Source organism: Shinella sp. WSD5-1 (assembly GCF_963942435.1).
In the GTDB taxonomy this organism is placed as follows: Bacteria; Pseudomonadota; Alphaproteobacteria; order Rhizobiales; family Rhizobiaceae; genus Shinella; species Shinella yambaruensis.
Genome location: NZ_OZ012598.1, coordinates 205336 through 219107, shown reverse-complemented (window position 1 = coordinate 219107; position 13772 = coordinate 205336). Strand labels below are relative to the sequence as shown.

Sequence of the window (13772 nt, the reverse complement as noted above, 5' to 3'; positions counted from 1 at the left end):
TCAATTCTCCAGGCGCCACTTGAGTGTCACGCCGCCCTTCTCGTTCTGGTCGAGGGCGGGGATGGCCGAGAGGAGCCGGCGCGTATAGGCCTCCTTCGGGCTGTCGAAGATCGTGTCGCGGTCGCCTTCCTCGATGATCCGGCCGTCCTGCATGACGACGACGCGGTCGGCGACCTGCTCGACGACGCCGAGATCGTGGCTGATGAACAGGCAGGAGAAGCCGTAGCGCTTCTGCAGGTCGGAGAAGAGGTCGAGCACCTGTGCCCTCACCGTCACGTCGAGGGCGGAGACCGGTTCGTCGGCGATGAGGAAGCGCGGGCGGCGGGCGATGGCCCGGGCGATCGCCACGCGTTGGCGCTGGCCGCCGGAAAGCTCGTGCGGGTAACGCTCGGCATAGTCCGCGCCGAGGCCGACCTCCTCCAGCGTTTCGAGCGCGCGTTTGCGCTTGGCACCCGCATCGAGGCCCGGCACCAGCCGCAGCGCTTCCTCGACCAGCCCCAGGATGGTCATGCGCGGATCGAGCGAGGAATAGGGATCCTGGAACACCATCTGGCAATTCAGGCGATAGTCGGTCCAGTCCGCTTCGCGCGAGCGGCCCTGGAACCGGATCTTGCCGCCGCTTTGCTTGACGAGGCCGGCAATGGTGCGGCCGAGCGTCGTCTTGCCCGAGCCGGAGCCGCCGACCAGCGCCACGACCTCGCCCTCGTGGATATCGACGCTGACGCCCTGCAGTGCCCGCTTCGCCTTGCCCCGGCGGAACAGCGACCTGCGACCGGCATAGTCGACCACGACATTGCGGGCCGAGACCATCGGCGCCTTGCTCATGTCGATGGCGCGGGCCTCGCCGCGAAAAGGCAAGGAGGAAAGCAGCTTCTTCGTATAGGGATGCTGCGGAGCCTCCAGCAGGTCCTCCGTCCGGCCCGCTTCGACGATGGCGCCCTTTTCCATGACGACGATGCGGTTCGTGTAACGCGCCACCATGGGAAGGTCATGGCTGATCAGCAGCACGGCGGTGCCCTCGGCCCGCGTCAGCTCCACCATCAGCTCCATCACGTCGCGCTGGATGACGGCGTCGAGCGCGGTGGTCGGCTCGTCGGCGATCAGGAGCGCCGGCTTCAGCAGCATGACGGAGGCGAGCATGATGCGCTGGCGCATGCCGCCGGAGAATTCGTGCGGATAAGCGGTAAGCGCCCCTTCCGGATCGCGGATACCGACCCGCTTCAGCATGTCGAGGATGCGCGCCCGACGCTCCTCGGGCGAAGCCTTGGTATGAAGGATCAGGCCCTCTTCCAGCTGCCGGCCGATGGTCATCGACGGGTTGAGCGAGGTCATCGGCTCCTGGAAGACGACGCCGATCTCGGCGCCGCGCAGGTCCCGGAGTTCCCGGTCCTTCATGGCGAGGACATCGCGCCCCTTGTAGCGCATCGATCCGCCCTTCACCCGGATGGCCGGCGGCAGGAGCGCGATCAGCGCACGGGTTGCCAGCGTCTTGCCGGAGCCGCTCTCGCCGACGATGCCGAAGATCTCGCCCGGAGCGATATCGAAGGCGATGGACTGGACGACCTCGCGGCCGGTCCCGGCGACCTGAAGCGAGAGGTCGCGAACGGTCAGAAGCGTATCCGTCGTCATTTCAGGCCCCTCATGCGCGGGTCTAGCTTGTCGCGAAGGGCGTCGCCCAGGAGATTGATGCCGAGCAGCGTCAGCGCGATGCAAAGGCCGGGAAACAGGCCGAGCCAGACGGCCTGCTCGACGAAGGGACGGCCGGCCGCCAGCATGTTGCCCCAGGTCGGGGCCGGCGGCGGCACGCCGAGGCCGAGGAAGGAGAGCGCGCTTTCCGACAGGATCGCCCAGCCGAACATGGAGGTTGCGAGAACCGTGATCGGCGCCAGGCAGTTCGGCAGGATGTGGCGGACCATCGTGTAGAGTTCGCCATTGCCCATCACCCGCGAGGCCTCGATGAACTCCCGTTCGCGCAGCGACAGCACCGCGCCGCGCACCACGCGGGCCATGGAAGGCGTATAGGCGATGCCGAGCGCGAAGATGATGCCGTACTGGTTGGCGCCGAAGACGGCGAGCAGGCCGAGCGCCAGCAGGATGCCGGGAAAGGCGAGCAGCGCATTGTTGACGGCCATGATGACGCCGTCGACCCAGCCCCGCGCATAACCGCTGACAAGGCCGATCAGCGTGCCGCAGATCGTGGCGAAGCCGACGGTCAGCGCGCCGATCCAGACGCTGGCGCGGGCACCGACCATCAGGCGGCTCAGGACGTCGCGGCCGAATTCATCGGTGCCGAGCAGATGGTCGGCTCCCGGCGCGGCGAGGCGGGCGGTGAAGGACAGCTTCATCGGATCGAAAGGCGTCCAGACGAGGCCGAGGGCGGCGGAGAGGAGCAGGATGGCGATCAGGATGCCGCCGATGAGCCCGTTGAAGGTGAACTTTTTCATTCGGCGACAACACGCGGATCGAAGAGGGGATAGAGCAGGTCGACGACGAGGTTGACCAGCACATAGGACAGCGAGACGAATAGAAGGCACCCCTGGATGACCGGGTAATCGCGGGCGAAGATGCTGTCGACCATCAGCCGGCCGAGGCCGGGAATGGTGAAGACCGTCTCGATGACGGCGATGCCGCCGAGCAGGTTGCCGAGGATCAGGCCGATCATCGTCCAGGTCGGGCCGAAGGCGTTCTTGAAGGCATGGCGCCAGAGCACGGCTCCCTCGGAAAGCCCCTTGGCACGGGCATGGGTGATATAGTCGAGGCGCAGCACTTCCAGCGTCGAGGCGCGCGCCATGCGGATCAGCACGCCCGCCTCGTGGATCACCAGCGTCATGATCGGCAACACGAGATAAAGCATGCCGCCGGCAAGATCGTCGCGGATCGACACGTAGCCGAGCACCGGCAGCCAGCCGAGCTTGAGGCCGAAGAACAGGAGAAGCAGCAGGCCGAGCCAGAAGGTGGGGATCGACAGCAGCACCGTGGCGGTGCCGACCAAGGCAAGGTCGGTCAGGCTGTTCTGGCGCCAGGCGGCGATGACGCCGGCCGGCACGGCGACCAGGCTGGCGAGAAGAACGGCGACGACGACGATCTCGGCGCTGACGAGGAAGCGCGACACCACCAGCGGCAGCACCGCCTCGTCGTTGACGATCGACCGGCCGAAATCACCCTGCAGCACATTGCCGGCCCAGATCAGGAACTGCTGCGGCATGGACTTGTCGAGGCCGAGCTCGGTGCGCATCTCGGCGATCTGCTCGGGCTGGGCCATGTCGCCCAGCATGAGGGCGGCAGGGTCTCCGGGAATGAAGCGGATGAGCGCGAAAACCGTCACCGACACGAGCGCGATCGTCGGCAGGGCCATCACGAGACGGCTCAGGATGAATCTCAGCATTGTTTCCCCACGATTGGGGGCCGACTTTCCTCTCGGCCGCCATCGGTTTCGTTGGATTGACTATGACGGAATGAATAAAACTACGCAATATTATGCGATTTTGTCATACTGTTATGCAGACTTGCGAGCACTGCCCATCGCCGCCATCGACGGAAGCCAAAAGCTATCAATTTGATTTCAATGGCGTTCCTGCGAAAGCAGAATCTGCCGCTTGAGCGCATCGCTCAAGGCCTGGGCCGCAATCGAGAGCGGCATCCCGGCGGCGCGCGCCAATCCGAATTCCTGCGTGGTCTGCGGCACGAACGGGCGGTGGACTACCGGAAGATGACGATAGAGATTCGCATAGAAGCTGCTGATGATCGTGATCCCCAGCCCGTGCGCCACATAGGAGCAGGCGGAGCTGTTGGTGTGCGTCTCGATCTTGACCATCTGCTTCACGCCGGCCCGTTTGAAGACCTGGTCGAGCGCCATGCGGTTCGGGCGCTGCCGGCCGATGAGGACGAGGGGCACGTTCCGCAGATCGCGGACGGTGACCTCCTCCAGTCCGGCCAGCGGATGGTCCTTCGGGATGACGCAGACGCTTTCGCCGCTGGCGACCTTCTCGACGGCGATGCCCGGCCCCACCTCGCCCTCCATGCGCAGGAAGCCGAGGTCGATCACCCGTTCCCCGACGAGCTTGTTGATCGCCGTCGTCGATTCGAAGAACGTCTCGATGCGCACGCCCGGAAAGTCCCGCACATAGTCGAGCAGCATGGCCGGCGCGAAATTCTCCCACATGCTGCTCGGCAGGCCGATGCGGACGATCTCCGGCCCCGAGGCGCCGTTGCGCAGGTCCTCCGCATGCCCCGCCATGCGATCGACGGCGAGCAGCACGTTTTCCGCGTCCCGCGCAAGGATAACGGCCTCCGGCGTCGGGATGAGCCGCCCCTTGTCGCGGGCGAACAGGGTTAGCGCCAGATCCGCCTCGAGCTGCGCCAGCAAGCGGCTGACACCCGACTGGCTGAGCCCCATGGCCTTGGCGGTCGCGATGGTCGAGCCGGTGGAAAGAAGCGTGCGCAACACGTCGAGCTGCCTGATGTTCATGATGCCGGCACCCTCAAGGCAAGATCGATCACGCCGCCGATGCGCTGAAGGACGAAGGCGGCGGCCCCTCGCAGCACATTCCGTCGCTGCCGGAAAGGCAATAAGTCACCGGCAGCGCCTGTTCAAGCGCGATGAAGCGCAGGTACCACGAACAAAGCCAGGGTCCGCCGTCGCGAGCCCGCGACGGCAACGGCGTCATGGGTCCCGACGGCTTCAGGCTCCGTCGATCTGCCGCTTCTCCTTCGCATAGCGCACCAGCGCGAGGAAGCGGTAGATGCCGTGCACGAACTTGCCATAGGGCATGGTGACGAACAGGCTGAAGACGACGCCGAGATGCAGGGCGAGCAGCAGGCCCATGGCCGGCGTGGCGCGCAGGACGAGCAGCAGGAGGCCGGTCAGGCTCGTCAGGAACAGCATCACGAGGAAGGCGACGTCCATGCCGGTGCGCGAACCGTCCTTGAGAACGGGATCGCGCCGCCATTTCGCGTGGAGCAGGCCCGCCGGCCCGACGAGGAGGCCGATGCCGCCGAGCGTGCCGAGCACGACCGGCAGATCATAGACGGGGTAGGGGGCTTCGAGGCCGAGAAGGTAGTGGTAGAGCGTCGCCGTCGAGGTCGCGGCAAAACACAGGAGGAAGCCGTAGAACGTCATGTGATGGTAGAGGCGCCGCCGGTCGGTCGGCCGGTCGTCCTCGTTCATGCAGCCGACCCCGCCGCCATCGAGATAACGCAGGCTTCCCGCATCGCGGACTGCCTGCCAGATCGAGGCGGGTTCCCCGAGCGTGCCTGCGGGCTCGCCGATATCCTTCCAGAAATTGCGGATGCCCATCGCCATCGCCACCACGGCATAGGCGAAGGCCGCGCCGAAGAGCAGCGCCATCGCATTGTGCGGCATCAGCTTGTAGAAGGCGCCGGGCCCGGTATGCACACCGAAGAGCACAGCAGGATCGTGCCAGGCGGCAAAGCCGGCAATGAAGAGCGCGACGCTCAGCGCCGCGATCAGGCTGATCGCCAGCCCGTTGCGATGGAAAAGGCCGGAAAAGGCACGCGGCCAGGCATAGGCCCGGTAGGAATCGTTGCGCACGATCGCCAGCGTCTTCGGCACGTTCACGTCGAACTCGTGCGGCGGCGAGAACTGGCAATCGTGGAAGCAGGCGCCGCAGCTGTGACAGAGGTTGGCAAGATAGTTGAGATCGCCATCCGAGAAGGCCCGCCGCATTTCCATGGCCGGAAAGACGGCACAGAGCCCCTCGCAATAGCGACAGGAATTGCAGACCGTCATCAGGCGGTCCGCCTCGGCAAGGCTTGCCGTCGCATGGACCGGCTGGAGCGGAGTATGGATGTTCATGCGGCCTCCGGGGACTGGCTTGCGGACGAAACGAGACGGGCGGCCTCCCGCCCGGCAATGCGGCCGAAGACGCTGCCGATCGTCATGCCGATGCCGGCGGCATAACCCTGGCCGAGCACGTTGCCGGCCATGATCTCGCCGGCGGCGAACATGTTGGCCGCCGGGCGTCCATCCGCCATCACCATGCGCGCCGCCCGGTCCACCTTGACGCCGAGATAGGTGAAGGTGATGCCCGGCCGGACCGGATAGGCATAGAACGGCGCCGTCTCGATGCGCCGCGCCCAGTGGGTCTTGGCCGGCTCGAGGCCCTCGGTGCGACAGTCGTCGAGGGCCGTATGGTCGAAGGTGCCGGGCCGGACCGCGGCGTTGAAACCGGCGACCGTGCGCTTCAGCGCCGCGGGCGCAAGGCCCAGCTTCTCGGCAAGCCCACCGATCGTATCGGCTTCTACCGGCGGGAAGAGAGACGGCATGAAGAGTTCGAGCGAGGGCGCATCGAAGACGATATAGGCGATCTGGTCCGGCTGGGCGGCGACGAGCCGCCCCCAGATGGCATAGCGCTTCGGCCAGACATCCTCGCCCTCGTCATAGAAACGCTCGGCATGCCTGTTGACGACGATGCCGAAGACGACGCAGTCGAGGCGCGTGATGATGCCGCCGTCGAATTTCGGCGCACGCGCGTCGATCGCGACGGCATGGCACTGGGTGGGATCGCCGATCTGCATCACGCCCCTGTCGATCAGCATCCGCAGCACCGTGCCGCGATTGTAGGGCGTGCCGCGGATCAGGAAGTTTTCGGCGATCTCGCCCCAGCCTTCCTTCAGCCAGTCGATATTCGCCTCGAAGCCGCCGCTGGCCGCGATGAAGGTCTTTGCGCGGATGGAGACGTCCCTGCCGGCATGCCGCACGGTGGCGGAGCGGAACCGTGCGCCCTCGATCGCAAGGTCCACGACTTCGGCGTCATAGACGATCTCGACGCCGAGGCTTTCGGCCGTCCGGTAGAGGGCGTTGAGCATCGCCCGCCCGCCGCCGAGGAAGAAGGAATTGGTGCGCCCGAGGCTGAGCGTGCCGCCGAGAGAGGGCTGGAAGCGCACGCCCTGCTCGACGATCCAGGTCAGCATCTCCTTGGATTCGGCGATCATCATGCGCGCCAGGGCCTCGTCCGTCCGGCCGCCGGTCACGCGCAGCAGGTCGTCGAAGAACTCCTCCTCGCTATAGGGGCCGGAAAGCGTTTCGGTCGCCGCATCGTGCGCGCAGCGCATGTTGCGGGTGTGGCGCGTGTTGCCACCCCGATAGAAACGCGGCGCACCCTCGGCAATGAGCACCCGCGCGCCGGCCCGCCGGGCGCTGATCGCCGCGCAGAGCGCGGCGTTGCCGCCGCCCGCGATGAGCACGTCGTAGTCTGTCGAACCGTCAAGCATGCTGGAGCCGTTCCGCCTTTGCTGCACTGCGCCGTTCATACTGCACACATTTGTATACAGTCAAGCACGGGTCGAAAAGACGCTTGCTTCCGCGCGGCATCGATCGGTAAATCGCAAATGAAAACAGGGCCTCGCAATTGGAGAAGCCCCCATTCGCCGAACGGCAGTATGCAAATGGATACATTGCTGTAGCGGGGCGCCCGGAAATTATCTATAACGCGGTCGCCACGCCAGCGGTCGGCGTGAATTTGATGTTCAGCGCCGAACACGGGGAGTGATTTCCGGGTACGGACAGCGGAAATGGCCGCACCCGCATCCCACAGGCGCTTTGGCGCGAGGGCGTTCGTACGTCAGTTTCTGGCGACCAGACGGAACGGGGTATAACGTGTCCAGATCCCTAGACAGTTTCCATTGTCGTTCGACCTTGACGGTGAACGGCACCGACTATGTGTATTACAGCCTGCCGAAGGCCGAGGCGAACGGGCTTGCCGGGGTCTCGAAGCTGCCCTATTCGATGAAGGTGCTGCTGGAGAACCTGTTGCGCTTCGAGGACGGCCGCTCGGTGACGAAGGAGCACATCCTGTCGGTCGCCGAATGGCTTTCCAACAAGGGCACGGTCGAGAACGAGATCGCCTACCGCCCGGCGCGCGTCCTGATGCAGGATTTTACCGGCGTTCCGGCGGTGGTGGACCTTGCGGCGATGCGCGATGCGATGGTCTCGCTCGGCGGCGATCCGGAGAAGATCAACCCGCTGGTGCCGGTCGACCTCGTCATCGACCATTCGGTCATCGTCGACGAGTTCGGCACGCCGACCGCCTTTGCCCGCAACGTGGAGCTGGAATACGAGCGCAACGGCGAGCGCTACCGCTTCCTCAAATGGGGCCAGCAGGCGTTCAAGAACTTCCGCGTCGTTCCGCCCGGCACGGGCATCTGTCATCAGGTCAATCTGGAATATCTGGGCCAGACGGTTTGGACCAAGGACGAAGACGGCGAGATCATCGCCTACCCGGATACGTGCGTGGGCACGGACAGCCACACGACGATGATCAACGGCCTCGGCGTGCTCGGCTGGGGCGTCGGCGGCATCGAGGCGGAGGCGGCCATGCTCGGCCAGCCGGTCTCCATGCTGCTGCCCGAGGTGATCGGCTTCAAGCTGACGGGCAAATTGAAGGAAGGCGTGACGGCGACCGACCTGGTGCTGATGGTCGTGCAGATGCTGCGCAAGAAGGGCGTGGTGTCGAAGTTCGTCGAGTTCTTCGGCCCCGGCCTTGACAACATGACGCTGGCCGACCGCGCGACGATCGGCAATATGGGCCCGGAATACGGCGCGACCTGCGGCTTCTTCCCGGTCGATGCCGAGACGGTCAACTACCTCACCATGTCGGGTCGCGAAGAACAGCGCATCGCGCTGGTCGAGGCCTATTCGAAGGCTCAAGGGATGTGGCGTGACGGCGACGGCTCCGACCTCGTCTTCACCGACACGCTGGAGCTGGACCTAGGCGACGTGGTTCCGGCCATGGCCGGCCCGAAGCGCCCCGAGGGCCGCATCCCGCTGGAGAACATCGCCTCGGGCTTTGCGAGCGCGATGGAGGCCGACTACAAGAAGCCGGGCCAGCTTGAGAACCGCTATCCGGTCGAGGGCACGGACTACGATCTCGGCCATGGCGACGTGGCGATCGCCGCCATCACGTCCTGCACCAACACGTCGAACCCGTCGGTGCTGATCGCCGCCGGGCTTCTCGCCCGCAACGCGGTCGCCAGGGGCCTGAAGACCAAGCCGTGGGTGAAGACGTCGCTTGCGCCGGGATCGCAGGTGGTCGGCGAATACCTTGCCAAGTCCGGCCTGCAGGCCGATCTCGACGCGCTCGGCTTCAACCTCGTCGGCTTCGGCTGCACGACCTGCATCGGCAATTCCGGCCCGCTGCCGGCGCCGATCTCCAGGACGATCAACGACAAGGGGCTGATCGCCGCGGGCGTCCTGTCGGGCAACCGCAACTTCGAGGGCCGCATCTCGCCGGACGTGCAGGCGAACTACCTCGCCTCCCCGCCGCTCGTCGTGGCTTACGCGCTGGCCGGCTCCGTGCAGAAGGACCTGACGAGCGAGCCGCTCGGCGAGGACAAGGACGGCAAGCCGGTCTACCTCAAGGACATCTGGCCCTCCTCCAAGGAGATCCAGGCCTTCATCATGAAGTATGTCACGCGCGAGCTCTACGCCACGAAATATGCCGACGTGTTCAAGGGCGACGCCAACTGGCAGGACGTGCAGGTGCCGGCGGGCCAGACCTATGCCTGGGACGACCAGTCGACCTATGTGCAGAACCCGCCCTACTTCGTCGGCATGGGCAGGACCGGCTCGGGCCTTTCCGACATCAAGGGCGCGCGGGTGCTGGGCCTGTTCGGCGACAAGATCACCACCGACCACATCTCGCCGGCCGGCTCGATCAAGGCGGCCTCGCCGGCCGGTGCCTACCTGATCGGCCATGGCGTCGGCGTCGCCGACTTCAACCAGTACGGCACGCGGCGCGGCAACCATGAGGTGATGATGCGCGGCACCTTCGCCAATATCCGCATCCGCAACCACATGCTCGGGCCGAACGGCAAGGAGGGCGGCTACACGATCCACTATCCCTCCAAGGAGGAGATGTCGATCTACGACGCGGCGATGAAGTACAAGGAGGAGGGCGTTCCGCTCGTCATCTTCGCGGGCGTCGAATACGGCAACGGCTCCTCGCGCGACTGGGCGGCCAAGGGCACCAACCTTCTCGGCGTCAAGGCCGTGATCGCCCAGTCCTTCGAGCGCATCCACCGCTCCAACCTCGTTGGCATGGGCGTCGTGCCCTTCGTCTTCGAGGACGGCACGACCTGGGCGTCCCTCGACCTCAAGGGCGACGAGACCGTCACCATCGAGGGCCTGGAAGGCGACATCAAGCCGCGCGAGAAGAAGATCGCCAGGATCACCTATGCCGACGGAACCGTCAGGGACGTCCCACTCCTCTGCCGCATCGACACCCTCGACGAGGTCACATACATGAACAACGGTGGCATCCTACAAACCGTCCTCAGAGACCTCGCTGCCTGACGAACGAAGGGCACCGGGTCGCGGCCGATCCGGTGCCCATCCATGCAAGGCGGCGGCGCTGCCGCCGAACGATGCCGCGCCGGGTCTTTCGCCCGGACAATCCCGAGTTCTCCATGACCGTTGTTCTCTTCGCCGGCATGACCGTCACGGTTTTCCTGACATCGCTGCTCTCAGGCATTTTCGGCATGGCTGGCGGGATGATCCTGCTCTGGGTCCTCCTGTTCCTCGTGCCCGTCGCGACCGCGATCGCCGTGCATGGCCTGGTTCAGATGGTGTCGAACGGATCGCGGGCCTGGTTCTCGCGCGACTATCTGGACTCCCGCATCCTCGCGACCCTCACGGCCGGCCTCTTCAGCGCCGCGATCCTGCTCATCCTCGTCGCCTATCGCCCGAGCCTCATCGTCGTCTCGATCGTCGTCGGCCTCCTGCCGATCCTCGTCTGGCTGCCGCTCGGCAAGCTGGAGCTCGACGCCTCGAAACCGCTGCACGCCTTTACCTGCGGCTTCCTGTCCGGCGGGCTGGCGATCGGCGTTGGCGTTTCCGGGCCGAGCATCGACGTCTTCTTCATCCGCACCAACATGGACCGGCGCACGGTCATCGCCACCAAATCCGCCATCCAGTTCCTCACCCATGCGACCAAGGTGGCCTTCTACTGGGATGCGGCGATGACGCTCTCGTCGGAGGGCTGGCTGGCGATCGCCGCGGCCGTGCCCATCGCCGTATTGGGAACGCGCTCCGGCAACATCATCCTGCACCGCATGACGGATGCCAATTTCCGCGCCTGGACGCGCTGGATCGTGACGGGGATCGGCGCCGTCTATTTCGTTTCGGGGATCATGCAGCTCGCCTGAGGGAAGAGCCCGGGCGGGGAGGAGGGAAGATGACACAGATTTTCATACCGGCCGTCTTCTATCGCGGCGGCAGCAGCAAGGGCCTCTTCTTCCATGCCCGGCATTGTCCGCGGGACCCGGCCGCGCTCGACCGGATGCTGCTCTCGGCGCTCGGCAGCCCCGACCCCTACGGCCGCCAGCTCGACGGCATGGGCGGCGGCACCTCGTCGCTATCGAAGGCCGTCATCATCGGCCCGCCGACGCACCCGGACGCCGATGTCGACTATACGTTCGCACAGGTCGCGGTCGACCGTCCGGTCGTCGACTGGGGCGCCAATTGCGGCAACCTCTCCTCGGCCGTCGGCCCCTTCGCGGTCGATGAAGGGCTGGTGCGCGCAGCGGACGGCGAAGCGCTGGTGCGCATCCACCAGGTCAACACGAAGAAGATCATCCATGCCCGCTTTCCCGTGCGCAATGGCAAGGCCGTGACGGCGGGCGATGCCACCGTGGATGGCGTCGCGGGAGCGGGGGCGCCCATCGCGCTCGACTTCCTCGATCCCGGCGGCACGGTGACATCCGGCCTTCTGCCGGCAGGGCAGGTCATCGAGAGGGTCGAGGTCGACGGCCGCATCTTCGAAATGTCGCTGGTCGATGCCAGCAATCCCGTCGCCTTCGTGGCGGCGGAAGACGCAGGCCTCACCGGATCGGAACATCCCGACGCCATCGAGGGCAATCGCGAGGCCATGACGCTGCTCGACCGGCTGCGCCGCGCCGCCGGCGTGCGGATGGGACTTGGCTCGACGCCGGACGGCGTCGGCCTTGCCAATCCCAAGATCGCCGTCGTCTCGGCGCCTGCCCCCTTCGTGACGCTCGACGGCCGGACCGTCGGCGGCGAGGCGCAGGACATCGCCATCCGCATGCTCTCCATGGAACGCGCGCACCGGGCGGTGACCCTGACCGGCGCCATGTGCCTTGCCGTCGCCTGCCGGATCGAAGGCTCCCTGCCGCATCGGCTCTGCTCCAGGGACGCCGGCACGCAAGCCATCCGGATCGGGCACCCCTCCGGCATCGTCGCGGCCGGCGCAACCGTTTTCCCGCGCGGCGGAGGCTGGCATGTCGAGAGCGGCCGGGTCTACCGCACCGCGCGGCGCCTGATGCAGGGCGAGGTGGCCGTGGCCCCGTTCGACGGGGAGGGGAAGCCATGAGCCTCGGCGCGGCGGAAAGGCCGCTGCGTGACCTCCTCAATGCCATCGGCTGGGACGATGCGCCGGTCGAACGCCTCACCATCGAGGAGCGGCCCAAGGTGCTCGCAACACCCTGGCCGGTCGCGCCGCTCGCCGCGGCGGTGCTCGGGGCCGTGGGGCTGGCCGCCTCGCGCATCCGCGAGCTGAGGACCGGCGAGCGCCCGCGCATTTCGCTGGACATGCGGGAGGCGGAGCTTGCCATGGCGAGTTCCAGCTACCTGCTGGTGGACGGAAAGCCGGCCAAATTCCGCGATCCCTTCACCGGCTTCTATGAGGCGGCGGGAGGGGAATGGGTCTATCTGCACGGCAACTTCCCCCATCTGCGGGACGGGCTGCTCGCCCTCCTCGGCGTTGCCAACGATACCGATGCGGTGAAGGCGGCGGTGGCCGAACGCCGGGCGGACCATATCGAGGCCGAAGCGATCCGGCGCGGCCTGTGCGCCGCCCGGGTGCGGGAACGCTCGGCGTGGCTGCGCGAACCGCAGGCCGCGGCCATCGCCGCACAGCCTCTCGTGCATCTCGAACGAAACGGGGCAGCGGTCATGCCGCTACCGCAAGGCGGCGAACGGCCGCTTTCCGGCCTGCGCATGCTGGACCTCTCCCGCGTCATCGCCGGCCCCATGGCGGGCCGAACGATGGCCGAGCACGGCGCGACGGTCATGCGCATCGCCAGCCCCCGTCTTCCCTCGATCCCCTCTCTCGTGATCGACACCGGCTTCGGCAAACACGCGGCCTTCGCCGAGCTGGACACCGCGGAAGGGCAGGCGTCCTTGCTGGCGCTTGCCGCCGATGCCGATATCGTCCTCGATGCCTACCGGCCGGCATCGCTCCGCAGTCGCGGCTTCGGCCCCGATGATCTCGGCCGTCTCAATCCGCATCTCATCCACCTCTCGCTGTCCGCTTTCTCGCTGCAAGGCCCCTGGCAGGGGCGCCGGGGCTATGACAGCCTGGTACAGGCGACGACGGGCATGGCGGCGGAGGGACGCGAGGGCAGGGGACCGGCGCTGTTGCCATGCCAGCCGCTCGACTACCTTACGGGCTACCTTGCCGCCTTCGCCGGCATGCTCGCCCTCATCCGGCGCCAAGAGCAGGGCGGGCGGTGGCAGGCGACGCTTTCGCTTGCCGCGACCGCGCACTGGATGTGGCGCATGCGCGATGCCCTGGGTGACGACGCCGCGTACCCGTCCGCCAACCCGGACGTCGCCGCCGTGGCCGATCTGCTCGACACGCACGACACCGCCTTCGGCCGCGTCACCGCCCTGCGGCCGGCGCTTCGTTTCGACGGCATGCGCACCGCCTGGAGCCGCATGCCCGTGCCGCTCGGCAGCGATCCCGCCCACTGGCCGCAATCATGACGGCGGCGCGGGCGGCGGCGCACCGAAGCGC

10 protein-coding genes are annotated in these 13772 nt (G+C 66.6%); 4 read left to right on the top strand and 6 right to left on the bottom strand.

The annotated features are described in order from the left end of the window. The 6 genes from AABQ55_RS27800 to tcuA form a co-directional block, all read right to left on the bottom strand. A complete protein-coding gene (locus AABQ55_RS27800) occupies positions 1–1629 on the bottom strand; it encodes an ABC transporter ATP-binding protein (protein WP_272808287.1) in 1629 nt (542 codons plus the stop codon). Continuing rightward, complete coding sequence (locus AABQ55_RS27795; RefSeq protein ID WP_244770702.1) at positions 1626–2444, bottom strand: ABC transporter permease; 819 nt, start codon at positions 2442–2444, stop codon at positions 1626–1628. Before AABQ55_RS27795 ends, AABQ55_RS27800 begins: the two co-directional genes overlap by 4 nt. After that, entirely contained in the window at positions 2441–3385 is a 945-nt protein-coding gene (locus tag AABQ55_RS27790) for an ABC transporter permease (protein ID WP_244770703.1), read from the bottom strand. Before AABQ55_RS27790 ends, AABQ55_RS27795 begins: the two co-directional genes overlap by 4 nt. 177 nt (positions 3386–3562) lie before the next feature. Further along, positions 3563–4468, bottom strand: coding sequence for a LysR family transcriptional regulator (locus AABQ55_RS27785; protein WP_244770704.1), 906 nt, complete (start codon positions 4466–4468; stop codon positions 3563–3565). A gap of 213 nt (positions 4469–4681) precedes the next feature. After that, entirely contained in the window at positions 4682–5815 is a 1134-nt protein-coding gene (tcuB, locus tag AABQ55_RS27780) for a tricarballylate utilization 4Fe-4S protein TcuB (RefSeq protein WP_272808288.1), read from the bottom strand. Continuing rightward, positions 5812–7233 carry an FAD-dependent tricarballylate dehydrogenase TcuA gene (tcuA, locus tag AABQ55_RS27775; protein ID WP_272808289.1) on the bottom strand — a complete coding sequence of 474 codons (1422 nt, stop codon included), beginning with the start codon at positions 7231–7233 and terminating at the stop codon, positions 5812–5814. The genes tcuB and tcuA overlap by 4 nt, the downstream gene beginning before the upstream one ends. A gap of 385 nt (positions 7234–7618) precedes the next feature. On the opposite strand from tcuA, the gene acnA reads away from it, so the two are divergent. The 4 genes from acnA (at position 7619) to AABQ55_RS27755 (ending at position 13741) form a co-directional block, all read left to right on the top strand. Next, on the top strand, positions 7619–10312 hold the full coding sequence (gene acnA / locus AABQ55_RS27770) for an aconitate hydratase AcnA (protein WP_272807076.1): 2694 nt from the start codon (positions 7619–7621) through the stop codon (positions 10310–10312). Positions 10313–10425: 113 nt separating this feature from the next. Beyond that, the gene (locus tag AABQ55_RS27765) at positions 10426–11163 is read left to right on the top strand and encodes a sulfite exporter TauE/SafE family protein (protein WP_272808290.1); all 738 of its coding nucleotides are present in this window, start codon (positions 10426–10428) and stop codon (positions 11161–11163) included. Positions 11164–11192: 29 nt separating this feature from the next. After that, entirely contained in the window at positions 11193–12347 is a 1155-nt protein-coding gene (locus AABQ55_RS27760) for a 2-methylaconitate cis-trans isomerase PrpF family protein (RefSeq protein ID WP_272808291.1), read from the top strand. After that, positions 12344–13741, top strand: coding sequence for a CoA transferase (locus AABQ55_RS27755; RefSeq protein ID WP_272808292.1), 1398 nt, complete (start codon positions 12344–12346; stop codon positions 13739–13741). The genes AABQ55_RS27760 and AABQ55_RS27755 overlap by 4 nt, the downstream gene beginning before the upstream one ends. Positions 13742–13772: the final 31 nt, after the last annotated feature.

Coding starts and splice junctions, on each gene's coding strand:
- AABQ55_RS27800 (WP_272808287.1), bottom strand. CDS start 1,629: ATGACGACGGATACGCTTCTGACCGTTCGCGACCTCTCGCTTCAGGTC.
- AABQ55_RS27795 (WP_244770702.1), bottom strand. CDS start 2,444: ATGAAAAAGTTCACCTTCAACGGGCTCATCGGCGGCATCCTGATCGCC.
- AABQ55_RS27790 (WP_244770703.1), bottom strand. CDS start 3,385: ATGCTGAGATTCATCCTGAGCCGTCTCGTGATGGCCCTGCCGACGATC.
- AABQ55_RS27785 (WP_244770704.1), bottom strand. CDS start 4,468: ATGAACATCAGGCAGCTCGACGTGTTGCGCACGCTTCTTTCCACCGGC.
- tcuB (WP_272808288.1), bottom strand. CDS start 5,815: ATGAACATCCATACTCCGCTCCAGCCGGTCCATGCGACGGCAAGCCTT.
- tcuA (WP_272808289.1), bottom strand. CDS start 7,233: ATGCTTGACGGTTCGACAGACTACGACGTGCTCATCGCGGGCGGCGGC.
- AABQ55_RS27765 (WP_272808290.1), top strand. CDS start 10,426: ATGACCGTTGTTCTCTTCGCCGGCATGACCGTCACGGTTTTCCTGACA.
- AABQ55_RS27760 (WP_272808291.1), top strand. CDS start 11,193: ATGACACAGATTTTCATACCGGCCGTCTTCTATCGCGGCGGCAGCAGC.
- AABQ55_RS27755 (WP_272808292.1), top strand. CDS start 12,344: ATGAGCCTCGGCGCGGCGGAAAGGCCGCTGCGTGACCTCCTCAATGCC.